Origin of the sequence: Rubrivivax gelatinosus (assembly GCF_004340905.1) — a bacterium.
Classification (GTDB): Bacteria; Pseudomonadota; Gammaproteobacteria; order Burkholderiales; family Burkholderiaceae_C; genus Rubrivivax; species Rubrivivax gelatinosus.
In genome coordinates this window covers 180,743-205,911 of the sequence record NZ_SLXD01000001.1, presented here as the reverse complement: position 1 = coordinate 205,911, position 25,169 = coordinate 180,743, and the positions used below count along the sequence as shown (strand labels likewise).

The following is a 25,169-nucleotide window of genomic DNA, read 5'->3' as shown; positions in this document are numbered from 1 at the left end:
GGTGCTGGTCGTCGAAGTCGAACTGCTGGCCGGCCGCTACGTCGCCACGGCGCACGACGACCGCCGCCGTGCCGAGTGGCCGCCGCATCCGGCGCGCTTCTACTCGGCGCTGGTGGCGGCGCTGCATGACGCCGATCCGCCCGCCGCGGCCGAGGAGGCCGCGTTGCGCTGGCTCGAGTGCCAGCCGGCACCAGCGCTGGAACTTCCCGAGGGCGCGCCGGCCCGGCGCGACGTGCACGACGTCTACGTGCCGGTCAACGACGTCACGGTGCTGGCTGCGGCACACGAGGCTGCGCGCAAGCTCGGCGACGCCGAAGTCGCACTGTCGGCCCTGTCGCCGTCCGAGCCCAAGAAGACCGTCACGGCCGCGCTCAAGGCGCGCGACAAGCTTCGCGACCAACTGGTCGCCAAGCTGGCGGACACGGGCGGACAAGCCAGCGCTGTCGATCTCAAAGCCGCTGCAGCGCTGTTGCCCGACCGGCGCACACGACAGGTGCGAGCCTTCCCGTCGGTGACCCCGCCGCAGCCTGTTTTCGCGTTCGTCTGGCCGTCGGTGCTGCCAGCCGAGTTGCAGGCCGGTTTCGACGCTGTCCTGGGCCGCGTGACCCGGCTGGGGCACGCCTCCTCGCTGGTGCGCTGCACACGCGTCGAACGCATGGTGCAGCCCACGCTGGTGCCGGTGGAGGCTGCTCCGTTGGTCCTGCGCGTCGTTGGCCCTGGGCAGCTGGATAGGCTGCGTGCCGCCCATGTGCGTCACGAAGGCGTCGAGGCGCGAGTGCTGCCTGCGCGCCCGCAGTGCTACGCCGCTCCGAAGGCTGATCGGGAGCCTGTCGCCGCTGCCCGCGGCGTGTTCTCGCCGCAGTGGATCGTCTACCAGCGTTGCGGTGGTGCCCGGCTGCGCGCCTCGCGTGGCCCGGAGCTGGCCCGTGCGCTGCGGGCGGCCTTGCTGGAGGCGGGCGGTCCTGGCGCTTCGCTGCCCCCGTCCTTGTGCGGTCATGACGCAGACGGACGCCCGACCGCCGTGCCACACCTGGCTTTCGTCGCCTGTCCCGACGTTGGCCACGAGCACGCCGACGGCGGTGTGCTGGGCTGTGCCATCGTGCTGCCGGCTGGCCTGGCGTCCGATGAGCGGCGCACGCTGATGCGCCGGCTGGCTGCCTGGGAGGCCGCGCGCGGGGACGATGGCGTCGTCGAACTCGCCGCTGAAGGGCTGCCTCCGGTTCGGCTTCGGCGTGTGGAGCTCTCCGAGCGCTGGGGGCTGAGGCCGGACCGCTGGTGCCAGCCTTCGCGCAGCTTCGTCACGGCAACGCCGATCGCGCTCGATCGCCATCCCGGAAACTTGCGCAGCAACCTCGGCGGCACCGCGCATCGCGCCGCCGTCGAAGCGCAGCGCTGCATCGCCGAGGCCTGCGTAAGGATCGGCTTGCCCCGCCCTGAAGAAGTCGAAGTGAGCCTTTCGCCGCTGGCCGCCGGCGCCCAGCCTGGCGGTGACTTCCGCGGCTGGGTCGTCAGCGCCGGGCGTGCACCGCGGGTGCGGGTGCACGCCCGGCTTCGTTTCGCCCAGCCGGTGGCCGGTCCGGTGCTGCTCGGCGCGGGGCGGCACTACGGCCTCGGGCTGTGCATGCCTGCCGCCGAAGGAGGTGGCGCATGACGCTGCAGACCTCGGATTTCGCGGCCTTTCACGCCGCCGTCCACGGCCACCCGCCATTTCCGTGGCAACAGCGGCTGTTGGAGCGTGTCGTCACCCGACGTAGCTGGCCGGCCGTGCTCGACCTGCCGACCGGTGCCGGCAAGACCAGCTGCATCGACATCGCGCTGTTCGCGCTGGCGCTCGACGCGGCGACGCCGCCGGCAGATCGCTGGTGTCCGCGGCGCATCGCGATGGTCGTGGACCGGCGCGTCGTCGTCGACCAGGCCGCCGAGCGTGGCCGCCGCCTGCTCGCGGCGCTGACCCGGGCTGATGACGTGCCGGTGCTGGCGGCCGTGCGCGATGCCCTGGCTTCGCTGACGGGCGGCGACGAGGAGCCTCTGGCCGTCTACACGCTGCGCGGCGGCATCCCCAAGGACGACGGCTGGGCACGTACGCCACATCAGCCGCTGGTCATCGCCTCGACCGTCGACCAGGTCGGCTCGCGCCTGCTGATCCAGGGCTACGGCGTGTCGCCGGGCATGCGGCCCGTGCACGCCGGCCTGCTGGCCAACGACACGCTGCTGCTGCTGGACGAGGTGCATCTGTCGCGACCCTTCGCGCAGACGCTGGATGCACTGCAGCGCCTGCGCTCTCGCGCCAGGCCTGAAAGCGTGCCGTCCCTGCCGCAGCGCTTCCATCGTGTGTTCCTGTCGGCCACGCCGGGCGGCGAGGTCGATGACAGCTTCCGCCTGGACGCTGCCGAACGGGCGCCGGAATCGGCGCTGGGGCCGCGTCTGCACGCGGCCAAGCCTGTGACGACCAGCACCGTGAAGACGCGAGACGCGCTGCCGGCCGCCTGTGCCGAACTGGCGCTGCGCCTGCTGGACCGCCATGCGGTCGTCGCCGTCGTTGTCAACCGCGTCGCCTCGGCACGCCAGACCGCAGCCTTGCTGCGAGAGCGCGGCGCTTCGGACGTCGATGTCGTGCTGCTGACCGGCCGCATGCGCCCGCTGGACCGCGACGACCTGCTGGCGCGCTGGTGGCCGCGCATCGCTTCGGGCCGCACGCGCGACGCTGCCGACGGCCGCTTGATCGTCGTCGCCACGCAATGCATCGAAGCCGGTGCGGACCTGGACTTCGACGCGATGGTCAGCGAGTCGGCCAGCCTCGACGCCCTGCGCCAGCGCCTGGGCCGCGTCGACCGGCTCGGCCGCTACGGCCGAGCCGAAGCCGTGGTCGTGCACGTCAGCGGCGAGGCTCGCGACGACCCGATCTACGGCGCGGCGCTCAAGTCGACCTGGGACTGGCTCAAGGGCCAGAAGAAGCTGGACTTTGGCATCGAGCGGCTGGCACTGCCTGAGGAGCCTGGCCCGCTGCTGGCCCCGCTGCGGCGCGCGCCGACGCTGCTGCCCGCCTATGTCGACCTGTGGATGCAGACGGCGCCTGCACCGGCCCTGGTGCCGGACGTGGCCTTGTTCCTGCACGGCCCGCAGTCCGGGCCGGCCGATGTCCAGGTGTTGTGGCGAGCCGACCTCGACGAGGCCATGTTGGCGGGCGACGACCCCGCGGCGGCCCGCAGCGTCGTGGCCGCCGTGCGCCCGAGCAGCCTGGAGACGGTGTCGTTGCCTTTCGTCGCTGCGAGGGCGTGGCTGCGCGGCGATGGCGCGGCCGACATCGCCGACGTCGACGCCGTAGCCGGCGCCGACGATGACACGGACAGCACCGACGGCGGCCGGCGCGCACTGTGCTGGCGCGGCGACGACAGCCGCATCATCGGCGCCGACGAACTGCGCCCTGGCGACACGCTGGTCGTGCCCAGCACGCGGGGTGGCCTGTCGAGCGGCAGTTTCGACCCCGCCGGCACCGAGCCGGTGTCCGACCTCGCCGAACGTGCCGCGCTGATGGGGCGCGGCTGTGCAGTGCTGCGCCTGCATCCGGCGGTGCTTGCGGGGCTGGGCCTGACCGTGCCCGACGACGAGGATCCGCGCCCCTCGCTGCGGCGCGCCGCGGAGGGCGAGGACGGCTGGCGATCCGTCTGGCTGCAGGCGCTGGCGGCGCGGTTGCGAACCAGCGTCGTCGCTCCAGGCGGCGGACGCGAGGCCTGGCGGCTGCTGGAAGCGCCCCGTCTGGCTCCGGCCGAGCTGCGCCGCCGTCTCGGTGGCGAGCCGCTGCGCAGCGTCGAAGGCGGAGCCGATCTGTGCAGCGACGACGAGGATTCGTTCCACGCCGGCCGCGCCGGCATCACGTTGGCGCGCCACAGCGCGGACGTCGAGGGCTTCGCAAGGCGCTACGCCGAAGCGCTCGGCCTGCCTTCGGCCCTGGCGTCCGACATCGCGCTGGCGGCCTGGCTGCACGACATCGGCAAGGCCGACCAGCGCTTCCAGCTCCTGCTGCGTGGCGGCGACGAGATCGAGTTCTTCAAGGACGAGCGCGCCTGGGCCAAGTCGCGCATCAGCCCGGCAGACCGCGACGCCGCGCGCCGCGCGCAGCAGCGCAGCGGCTATCCGGCGGGTGCGCGGCACGAGCTTCAGTCGCTGGCCCTGATCGAGGCGGCGCGCGAGCGTGTCGCCGCGCTGGCCCACGACCTGGATCTGGTGCTGCACCTCGTCGCCAGCCACCACGGGCACTGCCGCCCGTTCGCGCCAGTGGCCGCCGACCCTGCGCCTGTGGACGTGGCGCTGGCCGGGCACGAGAGCCCGGTGTTCGGCCGGCTGGATTTCCCGACGACGACGTCGGACCACCGGCTGTGGCGCCTGGATTCGCCGCTGGCCGAGCGCTTCTGGCGCCTGGTCGAGCGCTACGGATGGCAGGAGCTGTGCTGGCTGGAGGCGGTGTTGCGTTTGGCGGATCACCGGGCGAGCGAGGCCGAAGAAAGGGGGCAGGAGCCATGAACCGACTGGATGGCGTGGTGGGCACCAACCCGCGTGACTTCCTGGCCGCTCTCGGTCTTCTGAGGCTGGCAGCGGCGCGCGAGCCTGCGGCGCGCCTGAGTTTCTCGGACGACGGAGCCTTCGTCGCCCAGATCCAGGGCGTCGCCATCGACGCCCTGGTGCGCTGGGTGGCCGAGGACGCCCGCAGCCAGGCCGGGCCGCAGCCGTGGCGGCTGGTCTACGAAAAGCAGGAGAAGAACAAGCTGCGTGTGGTGGCGGACCTGAAGCCGGCTCCTGCGGTCTATGCGCACTTCCTGGCGCAAGCCATCGACGCCTGGGTGGCCGGGCAGGACGATCAGGCGCTGTACGCGGCGGCGTACGGCAGCGATGCTGAAGCCGCGGTGGATCGTGCCCATGGCAATGTCAAGCCGACGGCGCTGCACTTCACGGCCGGGCAGCAGGCATTCCTGGAGACGGTCGAGAAGGTCAGGGAGTCCGTCCGCGACGACTGGGTGGCCGATGCGTTGTCCGGCCGGCCGGCTGAGCGCGGCGGCGCGAATCTGCGCTGGGATCCCGGTGCCGAGCGGCTGTACGCGCTGATGGCATCGGACCCCAGCGTTGCGCCGACGACTGTCAATGCTCCGCTCGAATGGCTCGCGTTTCGCGCGCTGCCCTTGCTGCCCTCAGTGCCACGGGGCAGGGGGTTGGCAACAACGGGCTTCCGTGGCCGCCACGGCGACATGCAGTTTGCCTGGCCTCTGTGGAGCGCTCCCGCATCGCTGGCGACAGTCAGGTCGCTGCTCGCGCTCGACTGGTTCGATCCGCGCGCCGGTCGCCCCGGAGTCGGCGCGGTCTGCACCGTGGAGGTCCGGCGCTCGGCACAGGGCGGCTACGGCAGCTTCTCTCCGGCGGTGGTTCGCGCGGGTCGGGTGGCCGGCGCGCGTTGAGGGGGCAAACATGGATAGTCCGATCGAGTCGGCCGGCAGCACCGCCGCGCAGTCATCCCTGCCGCTGGACGCTCCGCCCCTGCCTCCCGGTGTGCCACTGCTGCCGGCGCGAATGGTCAACGAGTACGCCTACTGCCCTCGTCTGGCGTATCTGGAGTGGGTGCAGGGCGAGTGGGCGGAGTCGGCCGACACCGTGGAGGGGCGCAGCAGGCACCGGCGTGTCGACAAGCGCTCCGGCACGCCGCCGGCGCCGGATGACGCCGCGGCCGAGCCCGTGCGTGTGCACGTGCAATCGCTGGAGCTGTCTTCGCCGGCGCTGGGGCTGGTGGCCAAGCTGGACCTGGCCGAGTTCGACGGGCGGCGGGCCGTCCCGGTCGACTACAAACACGGCCGGAGACCGCACGTCGCACGCGGCGCCTACGAGCCTGAGCGCATCCAGCTCTGCGTGCAGGCGCTGCTGCTGGAGGAACACGGCTACGACTCGCCCGAAGGGGTGCTGTACTTCGCCGCGTCGCGCGAGCGCGTGCCCGTCGCCTTCGACGCCGAACTGCGCGAGGCCGCGCGCCAGGCCGCCGCAGGGCTGCGCCTGCTGGCCACCGGCGGCCAAATCCCTCCTCCTTTGGAGAACAGCCCCAAGTGCCCGCGCTGCTCGCTCGCGTCCATCTGCCTGCCCGACGAGGTGCACTACCTGAAGACCGCGCAGACACCGCCGCGGCCGTTGGTCGTCGGGCAGACGCCGGCGCTGCCGATGTACGTGCAGGCCCGCGGCGCCAAGGTGTCCAAGAAGGGCGAGGTGCTGGAGGTCTCGGTCGACGACGAGAAGGTGGCCGACGCGCGGCTGATGGACGTGTCGCAGCTCGTGCTGCAGGGCGGGGTCTACCTCACCGCGCCGGCCCAGCACGAGTTGATGGCGCGCGGCATTCCGGTCACCTGGTTGTCGCACGGCGGCTGGTTCCTGGGGCACACGATCGGGCTGGGCCACCGCAACGTCGAACTGCGCACCGCGCAGTACCGCGCCAGCTTCGACGCCGGGGCCTGCCTGCGCTTCGCGCGCGGGCTCGTGGCCGCCAAGATCCGCAACCAGCGCACGCTGCTGCGCCGCAACTGGAAGCGCGGCGAGTTGCCGGAGTCGCTGCTGAGCGAGTTCCGCCAAGACGTCGAGGCCGCCGAGCGCGCGCACGACCTGGCGCAGTTGCTGGGCATCGAGGGCAACGCCGCGGCACGCTACTTCCGACACTTCGGCGAAATGCTGGGAGGCAGTGGCGATGCTTCGGGCGCCGAACCGCCGACGCCCTGGACCTTCGACTTCGAACAGCGCAACCGCCGCCCGCCGCGCGATCCGGTGAACGCGCTGCTGTCGTACCTGTACTCGCTGCTGTCGCGCACGCTGGCGGTGACGCTGACCGCGGTTGGCTTTGACGCCTATCGAGGCCTCTACCACCAGCCGCGCTACGGGCGGCCCGCGCTGGCGCTGGACATGATGGAGCCCTTCCGGCCGCTGCTCGCGGACTCGGTGCTGCTCACCCTGGTGAACAACGGCGAGGTCGACGCTGGCGACTTCGTGACGGCCGCCGGGGCAGTCGGCCTGAACGAACGCGGCCGCCGGGCCGTCATCGCGGCGTTCGAACGACGCATGTCGCAGGAGGTGACGCACCCGCTGTTCGGCTATGCGGCGCAGTACCGGCAGATCGTCGAGATCCAGTGCCGGCTGCTGGGACGGCACCTGCTTGGCGAACTGGAGCAGTGCCCTCATTTCACGACGCGATGAGTGCCCCTGCGGGAGGTTGTGCATGAGCGACGAACACCTGATCCTCGTGACCTACGACATCGCCGACGAGCGGCGCTGGCGCGCAGTGTTCAAGCTGATGAACGGCTTCGGCGAGTGGATGCAGCTGTCGGTGTTCCAGTGCCGGCTTGGTGCCATGCGCCGTGCCGAACTGATGGCGCGCGTCACCGACACGATTGCGCCGTCCGAGGATCACGTTCTGATTGTCGACCTCGGCCCCGCAGACCGTGTCGAGCCGCGCGTGCAGAGCCTCGGCAAGCGCAGCTTCGTGCCGATCGAGCGCGTGCCGACGATCGTCTGATCGCAGCATGACGGCCTGCCGCGGAGCCGCGAGCGCTGTGGTGCTGGCGGCCGCCCCAGGTGAGCGCTCGCGCAGCGCAAAGCGCCTGTCTGACAAGCACTTGCATGACCCCGCTGTCGGTCCCTGCCCGCACCCTGCCGCCCGCCGCGTCTTCGGCCCGGGAGCGCTCGCAAATGCGGGCCAAAATCCGGTGCTGGCGGGCGTTCTGCGAAGGCCTGTCATCCGAGGCGCTCCGCCTCGGCCTCATTGAAGCGCTCCGACGGCGTGCTGCTCGGCCTGACCTACCTGGTCATCCGAGGCGCTCCGCCTCGGCCTCATTGAAGCAGGAAGCCGAGCGCGCCGGGCGAGACGCCGCGACGGACGTCATCCGAGGCGCTCCGCCTCGGCCTCATTGAAGCGAATCCATGGCCCAGCGCTTCCCGTCGACGATGGGGGTCATCCGAGGCGCTCCGCCTCGGCCTCATTGAAGCAGCAGGCCGTCGTCGATGAAGCCCGCCGGCAGCGGCGTCATCCGAGGCGCTCCGCCTCGGCCTCATTGAAGCTGGCCGGGCGCGTCGTTCTGTGCCGGCACGGCCCCAGTCATCCGAGGCGCTCCGCCTCGGCCTCATTGAAGCATCTCGTAGTTCAGGAACGAGTCTCGAGCGAACCGGGTCATCCGAGGCGCTCCGCCTCGGCCTCATTGAAGCTCCGCGCGCAGCACGCTGATCTGCAGCGCGCGCGCCGTCATCCGAGGCGCTCCGCCTCGGCCTCATTGAAGCACCGCAGACCTCCAAGGCTTGAAGCGTGTCGGCGAGGTCATCCGAGGCGCTCCGCCTCGGCCTCATTGAAGCCACAGTTCCCGTCAAGGTAGCGATGCAGATGTCGGGGTCATCCGAGGCGCTCCGCCTCGGCCTCATTGAAGCGAGAACTCCCCCACGCTGAAGGCGTAACCGCAGAGGAAGTCATCCGAGGCGCTCCGCCTCGGCCTCATTGAAGCAGGCTGCAACGCAGCTTCTTCGACGGCGGCCGCCGGGTCATCCGAGGCGCTCCGCCTCGGCCTCATTGAAGCGCAGCCCGCAGCCGCTCGATGGCCTCGTCGATTGCGGGTCATCCGAGGCGCTCCGCCTCGGCCTCATTGAAGCGATGGCTCATCCTGGGTGCCGACGGGCCTCACTGCGTCATCCGAGGCGCTCCGCCTCGGCCTCATTGAAGCATGCGGTGGCCGCCCTGGCCGCCGCCGATGCGCAGGCGCCGAAGCGTCATCCGAGGCGCTCCGCCTCGGCCTCATTGAAGCGCCAGGTGCCCGTGGTGCCAGCCGAGCATAGTGGAGCGTCATCCGAGGCGCTCCGCCTCGGCCTCATTGAAGCGAAACGGGCAACCGGGCGCAGCGCAAGGCGGCGGGCGTCATCCGAGGCGCTCCGCCTCGGCCTCATTGAAGCTCGGAGCGGCTGATGACTGCGCCGATGCCGTGGCCTTGTCATCCGAGGCGCTCCGCCTCGGCCTCATTGAAGCGGCTCGTGGCAAACGTCTTTGATTACGTGACGCTCGGGTCATCCGAGGCGCTCCGCCTCGGCCTCATTGAAGCCCGCTGTCGACCATCACCAGCAAGGCCGAGCACCTGTCATCCGAGGCGCTCCGCCTCGGCCTCATTGAAGCGACAGTTGCGCTCGCGAGCGGCGAGCCCATCGCGGCGGTCATCCGAGGCGCTCCGCCTCGGCCTCATTGAAGCGCGTTCCGTTGCTGGCGCTGCAGCTCGCGGGCGTAGGTCATCCGAGGCGCTCCGCCTCGGCCTCATTGAAGCCGACTGATCGTCGGCGCTGTGCTCGCGGATGGCGATCGTCATCCGAGGCGCTCCGCCTCGGCCTCATTGAAGCTCGTTGGCGATCAGGTTCTGCAGCATCCCCTGGTGGGTCATCCGAGGCGCTCCGCCTCGGCCTCATTGAAGCGACACCTTCGCCCGCCGCACCCTGCAGACGCTCGTGGGTCATCCGAGGCGCTCCGCCTCGGCCTCATTGAAGCGCCGAGTCCAACTACACGACGAGGCCGATCGCGATGTCATCCGAGGCGCTCCGCCTCGGCCTCATTGAAGCGAAGCGGGCTTACCCGGCGCGCGCAAAGCTAGGGAGGTCATCCGAGGCGCTCCGCCTCGGCCTCATTGAAGCCGCAGGACAAGCAGTTGCTTGCGCGTCGGCGAAAAGGTGTCATCCGAGGCGCTCCGCCTCGGCCTCATTGAAGCAACAAGGCCGAGGTCACCGCGGTCAAGCAGTACGTCAGGTCATCCGAGGCGCTCTGCCTCGGCCTCATTGAAGCCGCGGCCGACGCTTCACCCACCGCAGCATGCTGCCGGTCATCCGAGGCGCTCTGCCTCGGCCTCATTGAAGCCGCCAGGTCGAGATCGCCTGCAGACGCGCGGCCGGCGTCATCCGAGGCGCTCTGCCTCGGCCTCATTGAAGCCGGCCTCGCGCGTGCTGATGCCCAGCGCCACGCGGGTCATCCGAGGCGCTCTGCCTCGGCCTCATTGAAGCGTCTTGACCCGGTGCACGAACTCGATGACTCGGCCCGTCATCCGAGGCGCTCTGCCTCGGCCTCATTGAAGCGCGGCGGCCTGCGACGCGGCGCCCACGTTGCCGCGGGTCATCCGAGGCGCTCTGCCTCGGCCTCATTGAAGCAAAGGCCTGTCGCACGTCGAGCGCGCCCGTGAGGCGGTCATCCGAGGCGCTCTGCCTCGGCCTCATTGAAGCGTGAAGCTGCGCCGCGTCGTCGCGCTGGTATAGGCGTCATCCGAGGCGCTCTGCCTCGGCCTCATTGAAGCACGCTGCCCGTCGTCGTGCTGATGCCGTCGAGGTAGGTCATCCGAGGCGCTCTGCCTCGGCCTCATTGAAGCAAGGTGTACTCCCATCGCCCCGTGGCCTTGCGTCGCTGTCATCCGAGGCGCTCTGCCTCGGCCTCATTGAAGCCGCTCGGCCTCCGCTTCACGCTGCGCCGCGATCTTGGTCATCCGAGGCGCTCTGCCTCGGCCTCATTGAAGCACGTAGTCGCGGATCGCGCGGCCCTTGCGGTAGCTCGTCATCCGAGGCGCTCTGCCTCGGCCTCATTGAAGCCTGACGCTCACGTGCCCGTCGCGCTTCCACGCGATGTCATCCGAGGCGCTCTGCCTCGGCCTCATTGAAGCGCCACGCCCCAGCGGCTGACGATGAAGGAGTTCCTCGTCATCCGAGGCGCTCTGCCTCGGCCTCATTGAAGCTGCTCATCGCTGCTGGCCTCCGGCTCGGCGTCCGGTCATCCGAGGCGCTCTGCCTCGGCCTCATTGAAGCAGGTCGGCGCCGCTCCAGCGCTGACGGCCGGACACGTCATCCGAGGCGCTCTGCCTCGGCCTCATTGAAGCACCGCCGACTCGGGCGGCGGCGTGCGCGTGCGCGACGTCATCCGAGGCGCTCTGCCTCGGCCTCATTGAAGCGACACCGCAGCCACCGACTGGGACCCGCCGGCGCCCGTCATCCGAGGCGCTCTGCCTCGGCCTCATTGAAGCCAGGCGGGCACGTGGCAGGCCGTCGCCACGATGTGGCGTCATCCGAGGCGCTCTGCCTCGGCCTCATTGAAGCGGCGTGTTGGGGTAGCGGTGCGCCAGAACGGCGCTCGGGTCATCCGAGGCGCTCTGCCTCGGCCTCATTGAAGCAATCCCGCGCTGCTCGACGTGTCACTGCGCCGCGACGTCATCCGAGGCGCTCTGCCTCGGCCTCATTGAAGCGCCGTCGTCGAGCATTCCGGCGACCTGTCGCGGCACGAGTCATCCGAGGCGCTCTGCCTCGGCCTCATTGAAGCGCGTGCGTGCCGAGCAGCTGAAGGAATACCTTGGCCGTCATCCGAGGCGCTCTGCCTCGGCCTCATTGAAGCGACCCATCGGTCTATGACGCCGTGCGCAGCACGCCGGTCATCCGAGGCGCTCTGCCTCGGCCTCATTGAAGCGTTGCTTCTCGGCCTCGTCGCGCCGAGCCTGTTCCTGGTCATCCGAGGCGCTCTGCCTCAGCCTCATTGAAGCAGCAAGTCCGAGGCGATCGACTACATGGTGCGGCCGGTCATCCGAGGCGCTCTGCCTCGGCCTCATTGAAGCCAGCAGCCAGCGGGATCTTGATCGGCGACGAGTCCAGGTCATCCGAGGCGCTCTGCCTCGGGCTCATTGAAGCCACATGTCCGCCAGCGGCCTGCTGATGGGCAACCAGGTCATCCGAGGCGCTCTGCCTCGGCCTCATTGAAGCCTCCGGTCGCGCTGGCCGCGCCGCGGTAGCCGGTCGCGTCATCCGAGGCGCTCTGCCTCGGCCTCATTGAAGCGACAACCTGCTGCTGGCAACCAAGCTCGCCGGGCAGGTCATCCGAGGCGCTCTGCCTCGGCCTCATTGAAGCGGCCCCCATACGACGACCCACAGCGAGGTATTGTCGTCATCCGAGGCGCTCTGCCTCGGCCTCATTGAAGCATCATGGTCTGGTCGTCGCGCATGATGGCCGCCAGGTCATCCGAGGCGCTCTGCCTCGGCCTCATTGAAGCCCGGCGTCGGCCAAGGATGACGACGCCACGCTGATGTCATCCGAGGCGCTCTGCCTCGGCCTCATTGAAGCGAGGCCGCCTCGGGCATCACCAGCGCGGCAACGTCGATGTCATCCGAGGCGCTCTGCCTCGGCCTCATTGAAGCCCTGGCCGATCCAGTCGAGGTGCCGATGACTGGCGACGTCATCCGAGGCGCTCTGCCTCGGCCTCCTTGAAGCTGCAGCTGAAGGTGCAGCAGGCGGTGAGCGTGCTGTGGTCATCCGAGGCGCTCTGTCTATGCCTCATTGAAGCATCGACGTCAAGGGGGATTTCACCTGGCGCGGTGGAGGTCATCCGAGGCGCTCTGCCTCGGCCTCATTGAAGCTGCGTCCCGTCCGCGGAGTGCACTACCTTCGCCACAGTCATCCGAGGCGCTCTGCCTCGGCCTCATTGAAGCCGCGAGGCCGATGCCGCAGTCGAGGCCTTCCGCCGGTCATCCGAGGCGCTCCGCCTCGGCCTCATTGAAGCACGAGCAACCCGCGCAACCTGCGTTCGAAGGGCCGGCCGTCATCCGAGGCGCTCAGCCTCCACTTCGACAAATCATGGCTTCCCGCCCCGACGTCGACATCCTCGTGCGCATCGTGTTCCATCACGATCTGACTGACCGACGACCGTTTCTCGCGTTTGCGGCAGACGGGGTGCGACCGATGCGAGATGGAGATCTCGGCTGAACGGCGTTCATCACCACTGGGCCCTGGGCGCGGCGAGTCGTCGGCAAGGCCAGGGAGGCCCCTCATGGAACGCAGCATCCGGGATGCGGGCGCGTGCACGCGCCCAGCCGACGGTCACGGCATGAGTCACGGCCAGTCGCCGCCCCGCCATGGTCCGGCGCGCCCGTGACCCTTGACCGGCCCGCCCCGCCGCTCACGCGCCGGGAGACCGAACTGGTCCAGGCGATGGCCCGGGGCTTGTCCTGCCGGCAGATCGCGCGCGAGCTGGGCATCAGCGAGCTCACGGTGCGCAAGCACCGCTGCAACCTGATGGCCAAACTGGGCGTGCACAGCGCCGCTGGAGTCGTCGCCCTCGCGCGCCGCTCCGAGCGCTGGCGTGCGTGCCGTGGCCCCCCGCCTGGAAACGCTCTCGGCCCGCGAGCGCGAGGTGATGGCATTCGTCGTCGCCGGGCACACCAGCAAGGAGATCGCGCGCCGGCTGGGCATCAGCCCGCTCACGGTGCGCAAGCACCGGGAGAACCTGATGCGCAAGCTGGAGGTCGCCACCACCGCCCGCCTGGTTGCGCTCGTCGGTCCGCGCGCCGGCGCATGCGGCTGACCCGGGTGCCCCCCTACGACGTCGGAGGTATTGGACGGCCCGCTCGCCCTTCGCATGATGGGCTCCTCGCTGGATTCCCCAGCGGGCCGCCGCCAGGCCACCCGGCCGACGGCGTCGCATCCAGGTCGCCATTCACTTCAGGAGGTGCTCATCATGGGAGCGATTCGCAAGCTCATCGACGATTTCGACAGCTCCAAGGAACAGGGTCAGATGCAGCGCGAGCTGGTCGAGAACCTGGCGCGGCTGGCCGAGAGCAAGGCCGAGTTCTTCGAACTGCAGATCTCCACCAACCTGCGCACCGCCGGCAGTCCGGACAACCAGACGGTGCCGGTGGAGGCCGTCCTCAACAGCGAGACCTACACCCACGCCATCGCGTCGGACAGCGTGTCCAAGATCGGCGACTCGGTCAGCTCGGCGCTCAAGAGCTTCTGCTCGGGCGGCAAGGACGAGATCCTGACGGGCGTGGGCAACCTGATCACCGACGCCCTGACGGTCTTCCTCGGCAGCGGCGGCGCCAGCACCGGCACGAAGAAGCAGTACTACGTGCTCACCGAGGGCTGGTCCGTCGTGCGCGTGGACCTGATGGCCTGGTACCTTGAGGTCCAGGCGCAGAGCATCCGCAGCACCATGCAGAAGGCCTCCGCCTTCGTCGTGGTGAAGTCCGCGGTGGACCTGAGCAAGATCCGCTTCAACACCTTCCTGAACATCTACCGGGGCCAGCTGGCGTCGATGAAGCTCAAGGACGACCAGATCAACACGGCACTCGACGAGGCCCGCACCATCTACGACCGGTTCCAGCGCTCCAATGCGCCGGCGGTGACGGGGCCGCACGGCTCGGTGCTCGCCGTCAGCAGCCTCCCGGGCAAGCCCCAGGCCTGAGCCAGCCGCACCGCCACGAAGGAGCCGACATGTCCATCTACAAGGTCTATGTCCGCGGCCACGGCGGGCACGAGCCGCAGGTGCTGCCGCCGTCCGAGGAGCTTGCGATCGATCTCGTCACCGTGGGGCAGTACGGCTGCACGATGTCGGGCCGCGTCGCCGACACCATCATCGACCAGCACTGGGACACGGTGCGCATCCAGCAGGCGATCGAACAGCAGCACCTGATCTACTGGACCCACGCCCAGCGCGACGACTGGCATGACCACGGTGTCCTGCAGTTCGTGGCGCCCAGGCTCGAACGCCACCCGTACCGGACGCTGCACCACAACCTGGTGCTGCAAGGCGACCGGGACGTCGGGGCCTGCGGCGTCTGCTACTGGAATGCGGCCAAAGGCGAGCTGACCTGGATGCAGGAGCTGGGGCACGGGGAGGAGATGCTGCTGTCCGAGATCCTGGAGCTGCTGCGCGACGCCTTGCAGGACGACGACTCCGCCGAGCTCTACTGGACGGCCTGCATGAGCGCCGAGTACTGGCAGGGCACCCGCAAGGCCGTGTCCTTCCACCCGAACGTCCCTTGACGGCGCCGCGGCGCCATCGATGATGCTGGCCGCTGCCGCCTCCTGCGTGGGGCCTGGACGCCTGCGCAGGGGCGGCACGGGGTCAACCGACCCGGGGACATCGGGAGGGATCCCGTCGGCCACCCCGGTGGGACATCGGGGGGGGCGACAATCTTGCGCGGATCGTCTTCCCCGCCGCCGAGTCTTTCCGCTTCGTTCGATGACTGCCAATGAAGACCTACGATTTCCAGACCTCCAGCGCCTTTGTCGAGATCTTTGACATCGCTCCGTATCGATCTGGTGTGCTGGATGGTTTGTCTTTTGCGGTCAAGGACAACATCGATATCCGCGGGCGATTTACATCCTATGGCAGCAAGCCGTGGCGTGAGGCCCATCCGCGGGCGGCCTATCACGCGGTCTGCGTCGAGCAGCTGCTGATGGCCGGGGCGCGTTGTGTCGGCAAGACAATTGCCGACGAATTTACCTACAGCCTGGACGGTGAAAGCTACTTCTATGGCACGCCGGTGAATCCGCGGGCGCCTGATCGGATCCCGGGTGGCTCTTCGAGTGGCTCGGCCTCAGCCGTCGCCTGCGGGCTGGTCGACTTTGCTCTGGGCACCGACTGTGGAGGCTCGATCCGGATTCCCGCCAGTCTTTGTGGGGTATGCGGCATGCGGCCGAGTCTTCATCGCATATCCGAAGCCGGGGTGCTGCCTTTTGCGCCGAGTGTCAGCACGGTGGGTGTTCTGGCGCGGAATCTGCCTGTTCTGTCGCGGGCGATGCGTGTGCTTCTGCGCAGTCACGACCTGGCGCGGCCGCCGGTCAAGAACATCTATTTGCTGAAAGAGGCTTTCGAGCTGGCCGACCCGGCCATCCAGGATGCTCTTTCGGGATGCGTGGCGCAGTTTGGCCGCCTGCCTCATGTGAATGTCACGTCCATTTCCCTGCGCGACATCACTGGTTTGAACGTGAGTCTGCGGTCGTGCAACGAGGACGCACTCCGGGTGCTGCAGACGGCAGAGATCGCCAACGCCATCGGGGGCTGGATCGAAGATAACCAGCCCGAGCAAGGGCCCAATTTCCGGGCGGGATATCGCAATGTCGAGAATTTTGATCGCAGTGCGATGAGCGACGCCCTGAACCTGTGCGAAGCCCTGTTCGCGCGGGTTGCGGCATTCGTTCGGCCGGGTGATGTCTTCTGCTATCCGACGGCACCTGTGCTGGCCCCGAAGAAGGGCGTGCTCACTGGCCGCAACCTCGATGCGGTGCTCGATTACTACGGCCGCACCATGGCCGTCACGTCGTTTGCCGGTGTGGCGAGATTGCCTGAAATCACCCTGCCGCTTGCCCAGGTCGATGGTATACCGGTGGGGCTTTCACTCGCGACCGGTCACTATCAAGACGAGTTTCTGCTAGATACCAGCTTGCGCTTGTGGGATTCAGCCTCACAGTCCTGACCTTGTCGTGAAGACACGCAGCAACCGATCCTCCAGCGCCATGCCGATGTCCGACCCCTTGCACTTCGCCGCCCACGAACGTGAGATCCTGCTCGCCACGCGCGGCGTCGGACCTCGGGTGGTCGAGCGCCTGGAGCAGATGGGCATCCGCAGCCTGGCCGCGCTGGCCGATGCCGACGCACGCGACTTGCTGGAGCAGGGCGCGCGACTGAGCGGCAGCAGTTGCTGGAAGAACAGCCCGCAGGCCCGGGCCGCGATCCAGGCGGCCATCGCGGCGGCGCTGGCCTGCGTCCACGGCGTGCGCTGAGCCGGATTTCACCGCGCCGCGGCTGCGCGCCAGGCAGCCGCACGACACGCCGCCGTTGTGCCCGCTTGCTGCGCCGCAGCAGCGCAGCAGGGCCTCCGCTCGTGCGCCAAACCAACCACTCCGGCGCCCAAACCGCCGCTCCGGATTCGCCCCGGCGGCGCGTTTTTGCATTCCTAGACTGCCTCTCAACCGTGCTCACCTTGACCGATCACGGTGCATCGAAGAGGAGTAGCAACAATGTCCGCCACCACCAGAATAGACGCAGGCGCCGTACGCGCCCCCGTCGCTGAATCATCCTGGACCGCTCACGACCGGACGTGGGTTTTGGGTCTGTTCGCCACGGCCATCGGCGCGGGGACCTTGTTCCTGCCGATCAACGCGGGCTTGGGCGGCATCTGGCCGCTGCTCGTGATGGCGCTCCTGGCATTCCCGATGACGTATCTCGCGCACCGGGGCCTGATCCGCTTCATTCTTTCGTCGTCAAAACCCGGCAGCGACATCACCGAAGTCGTGACCGAGCATTTCGGCCCGCTCGCCGGCAAGCTCATCACGCTGCTCTACTTCTTCACGATTCTTCCCATCCTGCTGCTCTACGGCGTCGGTCTGACGAACACCGTCGAATCTTTCATGACGCACCAGCTGCACATGGAAGCCTGGCCGCGGGTGATCCTGTCGTTCTTGCTCACCGCCGGGCTGATCGCCATCGTCGCGCTCAGCGAGAAGATCGTCGTCAAGGTGATGGGCTGGCTGGTCTACCCCTTCATCTTCGTGCTGATGGGCCTGGCGCTGTTCCTCGTGCCGGAATGGAACGGTGCGGTGCTCGAAGGCGGCGTGCCGTCGTTCAGCAAGTTCAGCGTCACGCTGTGGCTCAGCATCCCGGTGCTGGTGTTCTCGTTCAACCACTCGCCGGTGATCTCGCGCTTCGCCGTCGCGCAGCAGCAGCAGTACGGCAAGGACGCCGTCGGCATGGCCGAGCGCATCGAGAAGTACGCCGCGCTGATGATGGTCGTGGTGGTGATGTTCTTCGTCTTCAGCTGCGTCTTCGCGCTGTCGCCCACCGACCTGGCCGCCGCCAAGGAACAGAACATCTCGATCCTGTCCTACATCGGCAACAAGTTCCAGAACCCCTGGGCCGCCGTGATCGCGCCGCTGGTCGCCTTCGTCGCGATGAGCAAGTCCTTCCTCGGCCACTACCTCGGCGCCCGTGAAGGCCTCAACGGTTTCGTCGCCCAGCAGCTCAAGGGCCGCAACAAGCGCGTCAACGACAAGCTGGTCAACCGCGGCAGCATGCTCTTCATGTTCCTCACGATCTGGGGCGTGGCCACGGTCAACCCGAGCATCCTGGGCATGATCGAATCGCTGTGCGGCCCGGTCATCGCGGCCCTGCTGTTCCTGATGCCGATGTACGCCATCCGCAAGGTGCCGGCGATGCGCAAGTACGCCAACAGCCCGAGCAACGTGCTGGTGATCTTCATCGGCGCGGTGGCGATGTCGGCGATCTTCTACTCGCTGATCGGTCTCTGACACCCGGTTTGCTGCCCGCCTGCCGCCGCGCCTGAACTTGGACGGGCGGCGGGGGCCGGCGGGCAGCGTCTTCCCACAACAAGGGGAACTCACCATGATCAGCATGTTCCAGCTCTACAAGGTCGGCATCGGCCCGTCGAGCTCCCACACCCTGGGCCCGATGAACGCCGCGCGGCGCTTCGTCGAGGACCTTCGCGGCCTGGGCAAGCTGGCCCAGGCGACGTCGGTGGTGATCGACGTCTACGGCTCGCTGGCGCTCACCGGCCTGGGCCACAAGACCGACGTGGCGCTGCTGCTCGGCCTGATGGGCGAGCTGCCCGACACGATCGACGTCGGCGCCATCCCGGGCCTGGTGCAGAAGGTGCGCAGCACGCAGCGCATCCAGCTCGGTGCCGACGGCCCCGAGGTGGACTTCGGCCGCACGGCGATGACCTTCCACCGCTCCAGCCTGCCGCGCCACGAGAACGGCCTGACGATGCGCGCCTACGCCGGCGAGCGCGTGCTGCTGGAGAAGAACTACTACTCGATCGGCGGTGGCTTCGTCATCGAGGACGGCGCCGCGGCAGGTGGCGACGACGGCGACGCGGCGGCCCCCTATCCCTACCGCAATGCCGCCGAGCTGCTGGAGCACTGCCGCAGCACCGGCCTGTCGCTGTCCGGGCTGGTGCTGCGCAACGAGCTGGCGCTGCACTCGCAGGAGGAGATCGACCGCTACTTCGCCAACATCCGGGCGCAGATGTCGCAGTGCATGGAACGCGGCATGAAGACCGAAGGCGTGCTGCCGGGCCCGTTCCGCGTGCCGCGCCGCGCGGTGGCGCTGCACCGGCGCCTGGCTGCCGCGGGGCCGCTGTCCAAGGACCCGATGAACATCATCGACTGGGTCAACATGTTCGCGCTCGCGGTGTCCGAGGAGAACGCCGCCGGCGGCCGCGTCGTCACCGCGCCCACCAACGGGGCCTGCGGCATCGTGCCGGCCGTGCTGGCCTACTACGAGCACTTCATCAACCCGCTCGGCGAGGAGGACTGCACGCGCTACTTCCTCGCCTCGGCGGCGATCGGCGCGCTGTTCAAGACCAACGCGTCGATCTCCGGCGCCGAGGTCGGCTGCCAGGGCGAGGTGGGCGTGGCGTGTTCGATGGCCGCGGCCGGCCTGGCCGAGCTGCTGGGCGGCTCGCCCGAGCAGGTGTGCATCGCGGCGGAGATCGCGATGGAACACAACCTGGGCCTGACCTGCGACCCGGTGGGCGGCCAGGTGCAGATCCCCTGCATCGAGCGCAACGCGATGGGCGCGGTGAAGGCGATCAACGCCGCGCGCATGGCGCTGGGGCGCACCAGCGCGCCGATCGTGCCGCTGGACAAGGTGATCGAGGTGATGTTCGAGGTCGGCAAGGACATGGACCCGAAGTACCGCGAGACCTCCTGCGGCGGGCTGGCGCTGAAGATGGCCGCGCCGATCCCGATCGCCGTCGCCGAACCCGATCAGGAGTGCATCCGCTGGGCCCCCTGAGCACCGCCCCGCGACAGGCCGCCCAGCGCAAAATAGCGCGCTGGGCGGCCTGTCGCGTACCGACGCCCGGAGCAGTTCAAGAGGTACGCCGTTGACCCTGAGTTCGATCGTCTCGCTGTCGCTGTCGTTGCTGCAGCAGATGTGCGTCTACCTGGTGGTGGCGTACGCGCTGAGCCGCACGCGGCTGTTCATCCCGCTGACGCGTGCGACCATCCGCTGGCCGCACCGCATCGCGTGCTACCTGATCTTCTCGGCCTTCTGCATCATGGGCACGCTGCTCGGGCTGCCGGTGGTCAGCGGCAACGCGATCGCCAACACCCCGGCGATCGGCGCGGTGCTCGGCGGCCTGCTCGGCGGGCCCGTCGTCGGGCTGGGCGTGGGCATCACCGGCGGCCTGCACCGCTACACGCTGGGCGGCTCGTTCGGCCTGGCGGCCGGCATCGACATCGTGATGCAGGGCCTGGCCGGCGGCCTGACGCATCGCTACCTCATCAGCCGCGGCAAGACGCGGCTGCTGTTCAGCCCGGCGCTGGCCGGCGGGCTGACCTTCATCACCATCCTGATCGAGCTGGGCATCGACCTGGCGCTGTCGCGGCCCTTCGACGAGGCGCTGCAGATCGTCAAGCTGATCGCGCTGCCCGAGCTGATCGCCAACACCGGCGGCGCGGCGATCTTCGTGAAGATCCTGCTCGACCGGCGCGACAGCATCGACCGCCAGTCGCGCGCGTTCTCGGCCAAGGCGCTGGACATCGCGGCGCACGTCGACGGCGTGCTGCGCGACGGCTTCGACCAGGAGAACAGCACGCGCGTGGCGCGCATCATCTACGAGCAGACCGGCGTCGGCGCGGTGGCCATCACCGACCGCGAGAAGCTGCTGGCCTTCATCGGCGTCGGCGACGACCACCACCTGCCGGGCACGCCGATCTCGTCGCAGCAGACCTTCCACGCGATCGAGTGCAACGAGGTCATCTTCGCCGACGGCAACGAGGTGCCGTTCCAGTGCTCGATCAGCGCGCACTGCAAGCTGGGCTCGGCGCTGGTGATCCCGCTGGTGGGCGAGAACCGCCAGGTCATCGGCACGATCAAGCTCTACGAGCCCAAGACCCGCATCTTCTCGACCATCAACCGCACGCTGGGCGAAGGCATCGCCAAGCTGCTGTCCAGCCAGATCCTGGACGGCCGCTACGAACGCCAGAAGAGCCTGCTGCTGGAAGCCGAGCTGAAGCTGCTGCACGCGCAGGTCAACCCGCACTTCCTGTTCAACACGCTCAACACGATCATCGCCATCACCCACGACGACCCGGCCAAGGCGCGTGCGGTGCTCACCGACCTGGCGGTGTTCCTGCGCAAGAACCTGAAGCGCCCGACCGAAGACGTGGTGCTGTCCGAGGAGATCGCGCACATCAAGGCCTACCTGGGCATCCAGCTCACGCGCTTCGAGGACCGGCTGTCGGTGGAGATCGACATCCCGGACCCGCTGATGGCGCTGCGCGTGCCGGCGTTCACGCTGCAGCCGCTGGTGGAGAACGCGATCAAGCACGGTACGGCGCAGATCATCGGCGTGGGGCGTGTCGCCATCAGCGCGCACCTGGACGGGCCGGCGGTCTGTCTGGTGGTGGAGGACAACGCCGGCCGCTACGATCCCAAGCCCGGGGGTGGCGGCCTGGGCATGAACATCGTCGACCGCCGGCTGAAGAACCGTTATGGCGAGGCCTACGGCGTCACGATGAGCTGCGAGCGCCAAGTCTCGACCCGCGCCACGGTGCGCATTCCCGTGGAGGCCCTGAGCTGATGATCACCGCCCTCATCGTCGACGACGAGCCCTTCGCGCGGCGCGACCTGTGCCGCGCGCTGGAGCCTGCCCGGGACATCCAGATCCTGGGCGAATGCGGCAACGCGATCGACGCGCTGACGCGCATCCACGTCGACAAGCCCGACGTCGTCTTCCTGGACATCCAGATGCCGCAGATCACCGGCATCGAGATGATCGGCATGCTGGACCCCGAGACGATGCCGCACATCGTCTTCCTCACCGCCTACGACGAGTACGCGGTGCGCGCGTTCGAGAAGAACGCCTTCGACTACATGTTGAAGCCGGTGACCTCCGACCGGCTGGAGCTGACGCTGGAGCGGCTGCGCAACAGCTTCTTCAAGCACGACTTCAGCGTGCTGCCCGAGGTGAACCACCTGCGCCAGATCCCGTGTTACGGGCTGCACAGCGTGGTCTTCGTGCAGGCCACCGACGTCGAGTTCGTCGAGGCGCGCACCACCGGCATCTACGTGTCCGACCTCGACGGCCACGAGCACCCGACGGCGCTGCGGCTGAACATCCTGCAGCAGCGCACCCAGCTGCTGCGCTGCCACCGCCAGTACCTGGTCAACGTCGACCTCGTGCACAAGCTGCAGTACCTGGAAAGCGGCCTGGCCGAGTTCGTGACGCGCCGCGGCCGCGTGATCCCGATCAGCCGCCGGCTGCTGCCGGAGATCAAGGAGCGGCTGGGGATCAGCTGAGGAGAGCGGGCGCTCAGCCGTTCTCGACGGGTGTCGGCGGCGTTTCCGCCAGCCGCTCGGCCATGCGTGTCTGCCAGCCCGGGCCCGTCGCCCGCCAGCGTGCGATGACTTCCGGCGGCAGTCTCAGACTGATGAGCTGGCGGGGGTTCTCGGACTTCGGCCGGCCACCCTTCTTGACGATGGCCCGGGCCAGCAGGTCCGCGGTCAGCTCCGGCAACTCCTTGTATTCGTGCGGCTGGATCGTGTGCCGATCCACGCGTTCAAGATCCGAGCCCGAAGTACGGCGCGAGGCGGGCTTGTTCACGGTTGTTGGCCTTTCGCATGCTGAAGACGTGGCGTGTGTCGCCCTTCTCCCGGCGCCTACTGCAGGTTGTGCCCCGCCAGCCGCTTCGGGTCGGGGATGCGGATCTCGCGCTTGTCGATGACGATGAGCCCGGCGGCTTCCAGCTCGTGCAGCACGCGCGAGAAGTACTCGGGCGTCAGCGACAGCCGCGAGGCGATCGTCGCCTTGCTGACCGGCAGGCTGACACGCAGGTCGCGGCGCTGGGCCTGGGCGGCGGGCGTCACGCCGGCGTCGGCCAGCGAGAACGCGGCGGCGTCCTCGGCTTCCTCGGGCAGGGCGCGCAGCAGGTAGCCGATGACGCGCTGCATGCCGCTGTGCAGCGAGTAGGCCTGGACGTCGTGCACCAGCCCGTGCAGCCGGCGCGAGATACCCGCCAGCATGCGCAGCGCGAAACGCGAGTCGCGCTCGATCTCGGCCAGCACCGCGGCCTTGCCGACGCTCAGCACCAGCGTGTCACCCAGCGCCTGGGCGTTGATGATGTAGGGCTTGCCGGTGAACATCAGCGCCTCGGCGAAGGTGTTGCCCGGGCCGACCAGCTCGATGACCTTCTCCTGCCCGGCCGGCGAGATGGCGAACAGCTTGACCTGTCCCATCACCGTGACGTGCAGCTCCTCGCAGGGCTCGCCGACACGGAACACCGTGTCTCCGCGCGAGTAGCGCCGCAGCCGGCAGCCTTCGGCCAGGCGCTGCAGCTCCTCGGGGCTCATCTCCTGGAACAGCGGCAGCACGGCCAGGTAGCGCGGGATGTCGAAGCTCCTCGTCTCCATTCGTTCTCCTGAGGCCGGCAGGCGCGCCGGCGGCGCGGGGTTGGAACCGAGGATGCGCCCGATTCCGATGCGGGCCAACTATTGATTGACGTCAATTCTGGCGGCCGGGGCTCCCGCGATCAACCACGGGTCATGCGCGCGTAGACGGCGGCCAGGCGCTGCACCAGGTCCTGCGGGCGGTGCACCAGCGCCCAGCCGTGCTGGCCGAAGACCCTCGGCAGGTAGTCGTGCGCGCTCTCGTCGATGGTGACGCAGAAAGGTTGCAGCCCGGCGTCGCGCGCCGCCTGCACCGCGTGGCGCGTGTCTTCCAGGCCGTAGCGGCCTTCGTAGACGTCGAGGTCGTTGGGTTTGCCGTCGGTCAGGATCAGCAGCAGCCGCTGGCGCTCCGGGCGCGCGGCCAGGCGCTGCGTGGCCAGGCGCAGCGCGGCGCCCATGCGCGTGTAGTAGCCGGGTTTGATGGCGCCGATGCGCGCGCGCGCCGCGCCGTCCCAGGGCTCGCCGAAGCCTTTCAGGTGCTGGATGCGCACGTTCTGCCGCCGCACCGACGAGAAGCCCAGCATCTCGAAGGCGTCGCCGCTGGCGGCCAGCGCCTCGCCGAAGACCCAGAGCGCGTCGCGGATGACGTCGACGATGCGCGCGTCGCCGCCGGCCCAGGCGTCGGTGGACAGCGACAGGTCGGCCAGCAGCAGCGTCGCCAGGCTGCGTTCGCCGCGCACGCGGCGCTGCCAGACGGCGGGCTGCTCGTCGACGCTGCCGGCGTCGGCCAACACGCGGTGGCGCAGCCAGGCGTCGAGGTCGAGCTCGTCGCCGTCGGCCTGGGCGCGGGCACGCACCGGCGCGGCGCGCAGCACCTCCATGCGGCGGCGCACGCGGCGCGCCACGGCACGCAGTGCCGGCGGCGGCTGCCAGGGCGGCGGCGAGGCGGCGACCAGCACCTGGGCGGCGCAGTGTTCCGGGATCAGCAACTGCTGGCGCCAGTCCCACTCGGGCAGGCGCACGCCGGGGCCCAGCGGGCGGTCGTCGGCCGCGGCGCTGGGCAGGTCGAGGTCGAAACGCACGCGCGACGCGGCACGGCGGCCGTCGGGCGCGATGGCCAGCGTGTCCAGGTCGTCGGCGGCGGCCAGCGCGTTGCCGTCGTCCTCGTCGTCGCTGGCGCGGTCGACACGCACGAACTCGCCCCAGGACAGGATCGACTCGGCGCGGAAGAACATCATCAGCGGCGCCTGGCTGCGTTCGTCCTGGACACGTTCGGCGTGGCGGCGGCGGTCGCTGGTGCTGGGCTTGGCGCGGGCGGCTTCGTCGTCGCCGGCTGGGGCCGGGTCCTGGCGCGCGGCGGCGACGGCGGCTTCGGCGGCGTCCAGCCACAGCCAGACCGGCGCGGCGTCGGCGGGTTTCAGCCCGGCGGGCAGGGCGAGCGGCTCGCCGCGAAGCGCATGCTGCACGGTGGCTTCGGCTGCGGCGGCCGGGCCACGCAGCGTGCCGGGCGCCGGGCGCAGCGCCAGCTGCGCGGCGACGAGTTCGGCGTGCGCGGTGCGCAGCCCGGGGAACTGCGCCAGCGCGGCGGCCGTGGCGTGCAGGTTGTCGGCCAGCCAGTCGCCGGTCGGCGTGTAGTGCGCGGCGAGCGCCGCCAGCCACAGGTACAGGCGGCGGTTGAGCGCGGCGTCGGCGAAGACCGCCACCTCGGGCGGCAACGACAGCGCCTCGGCGTCCAGGCGTGCGGTGGCGGCATGCGTGCCGCTGCCGGCCACCCGCTGCAGCCAGCCGCGCGGGCCGCCGGCGCGTGTGGCGCTGGCCGACGCGAAACGCAGCCCCGGCGCGCCGCCGCCGGCCCGGAACATCAGCGTGATCGTGCGCTGCACCTCGGGCAGCGTGACGGCGGCGTCGGCGTGGCGGCGGTCGGCCGCGCGGCTGATGAAGCGGTGCCAGTGCTGGCCGACCCACTCTTCCATT

The 25,169-nt window shown here is 69.4% G+C and carries 17 protein-coding genes, 1 pseudogene and 1 CRISPR repeat array; of the genes and pseudogenes, 15 read left to right on the top strand and 3 right to left on the bottom strand.

All coding sequences use genetic code 11. The annotated features are described in order from the left end of the window. Window position 1 precedes the first annotated feature (1 nt). The 15 genes and pseudogenes from csb2 to btsR all read left to right on the top strand — a co-directional run bounded on the left by csb2 (window position 2) and on the right by btsR (window position 22,109). Window positions 2–1,651 (top strand): type I-G CRISPR-associated protein Csb2, encoded by a 1,650-nt coding sequence (gene csb2 / locus EV684_RS00940; protein ID WP_165908352.1) that lies wholly within the window; start codon window positions 2–4, stop codon window positions 1,649–1,651. Continuing rightward, entirely contained in the window at window positions 1,648–4,521 is a 2,874-nt protein-coding gene (gene cas3g, locus EV684_RS00935; RefSeq protein WP_132644326.1) for a type I-G CRISPR-associated helicase/endonuclease Cas3g, read from the top strand. Before csb2 ends, cas3g begins: the two co-directional genes overlap by 4 nt. Beyond that, window positions 4,518–5,447, top strand: a complete 930-nt coding sequence (locus EV684_RS00930; RefSeq protein WP_132644325.1) for a type I-G CRISPR-associated protein, Cas3-extension family — start codon at window positions 4,518–4,520, stop codon at window positions 5,445–5,447. Before cas3g ends, EV684_RS00930 begins: the two co-directional genes overlap by 4 nt. A 10-nt stretch (window positions 5,448–5,457) precedes the next feature. Then, entirely contained in the window at window positions 5,458–7,215 is a 1,758-nt protein-coding gene (gene cas4g/cas1g, locus EV684_RS00925; RefSeq protein ID WP_132644324.1) for a CRISPR-associated endonuclease Cas4g/Cas1g, read from the top strand. Window positions 7,216–7,261: 46 nt separating this feature from the next. Continuing rightward, complete coding sequence (gene cas2, locus EV684_RS00920; RefSeq protein WP_200222296.1) at window positions 7,262–7,534, top strand: CRISPR-associated endonuclease Cas2; 273 nt, start codon at window positions 7,262–7,264, stop codon at window positions 7,532–7,534. Window positions 7,535–7,751: 217 nt separating this feature from the next. After that, a CRISPR array of direct repeats spans window positions 7,752–12,563; the repeat unit is 36 nt; unit sequence GTCATCCGAGGCGCTCCGCCTCGGCCTCATTGAAGC. A gap of 296 nt (window positions 12,564–12,859) precedes the next feature. Beyond that, window positions 12,860–13,108 (top strand): annotated as a pseudogene (locus EV684_RS24635) (response regulator transcription factor); the annotation flags it as partial. Window positions 13,109–13,151: 43 nt separating this feature from the next. Further along, on the top strand, window positions 13,152–13,364 hold the full coding sequence (locus EV684_RS00910) for a LuxR C-terminal-related transcriptional regulator (RefSeq protein ID WP_243651004.1): 213 nt from the start codon (window positions 13,152–13,154) through the stop codon (window positions 13,362–13,364). Window positions 13,365–13,517: 153 nt separating this feature from the next. Continuing rightward, window positions 13,518–14,243 (top strand): hypothetical protein, encoded by a 726-nt coding sequence (locus EV684_RS00905; protein ID WP_132644322.1) that lies wholly within the window; start codon window positions 13,518–13,520, stop codon window positions 14,241–14,243. A 29-nt stretch (window positions 14,244–14,272) separates the two neighbouring features. After that, window positions 14,273–14,824 (top strand): hypothetical protein, encoded by a 552-nt coding sequence (locus EV684_RS00900; protein WP_132644321.1) that lies wholly within the window; start codon window positions 14,273–14,275, stop codon window positions 14,822–14,824. A gap of 209 nt (window positions 14,825–15,033) precedes the next feature. Next, window positions 15,034–16,260 (top strand): amidase family protein, encoded by a 1,227-nt coding sequence (locus EV684_RS00895; RefSeq protein ID WP_132644320.1) that lies wholly within the window; start codon window positions 15,034–15,036, stop codon window positions 16,258–16,260. Between the two features lie 46 nt (window positions 16,261–16,306). After that, window positions 16,307–16,567, top strand: coding sequence for a helix-hairpin-helix domain-containing protein (locus EV684_RS00890; protein WP_242478430.1), 261 nt, complete (start codon window positions 16,307–16,309; stop codon window positions 16,565–16,567). Window positions 16,568–16,999: 432 nt separating this feature from the next. Then, window positions 17,000–18,091 carry an SLC5/6 family protein gene (locus tag EV684_RS00885; protein ID WP_310733523.1) on the top strand — a complete coding sequence of 364 codons (1,092 nt, stop codon included), beginning with the start codon at window positions 17,000–17,002 and terminating at the stop codon, window positions 18,089–18,091. A gap of 94 nt (window positions 18,092–18,185) precedes the next feature. After that, on the top strand, window positions 18,186–19,598 hold the full coding sequence (locus EV684_RS00880) for an L-serine ammonia-lyase (RefSeq protein WP_132644317.1): 1,413 nt from the start codon (window positions 18,186–18,188) through the stop codon (window positions 19,596–19,598). 91 nt (window positions 19,599–19,689) lie between these two features. Beyond that, window positions 19,690–21,390 carry a sensor histidine kinase gene (locus EV684_RS00875; RefSeq protein WP_242478431.1) on the top strand — a complete coding sequence of 567 codons (1,701 nt, stop codon included), beginning with the start codon at window positions 19,690–19,692 and terminating at the stop codon, window positions 21,388–21,390. Further along, window positions 21,390–22,109, top strand: a complete 720-nt coding sequence (gene btsR, locus EV684_RS00870) for a two-component system response regulator BtsR (protein ID WP_132644316.1) — start codon at window positions 21,390–21,392, stop codon at window positions 22,107–22,109. Before EV684_RS00875 ends, btsR begins: the two co-directional genes overlap by 1 nt. Before the next feature lie 13 nt (window positions 22,110–22,122). Here the strand turns inward: btsR and EV684_RS00865 are convergent, their stop codons facing one another. The 3 genes from EV684_RS00865 to EV684_RS00850 all read right to left on the bottom strand — a co-directional run bounded on the left by EV684_RS00865 (window position 22,123) and on the right by EV684_RS00850 (window position 25,168). Continuing rightward, a complete protein-coding gene (locus EV684_RS00865) occupies window positions 22,123–22,413 on the bottom strand; it encodes a BrnA antitoxin family protein (RefSeq protein ID WP_132644315.1) in 291 nt (96 codons plus the stop codon). Window positions 22,414–22,469: 56 nt separating this feature from the next. After that, on the bottom strand, window positions 22,470–23,219 hold the full coding sequence (locus EV684_RS00855; protein WP_132644314.1) for a Crp/Fnr family transcriptional regulator: 750 nt from the start codon (window positions 23,217–23,219) through the stop codon (window positions 22,470–22,472). Window positions 23,220–23,338: 119 nt separating this feature from the next. Further along, complete coding sequence (locus tag EV684_RS00850; RefSeq protein ID WP_132644313.1) at window positions 23,339–25,168, bottom strand: VWA domain-containing protein; 1,830 nt, start codon at window positions 25,166–25,168, stop codon at window positions 23,339–23,341. Window position 25,169: the final 1 nt, after the last annotated feature.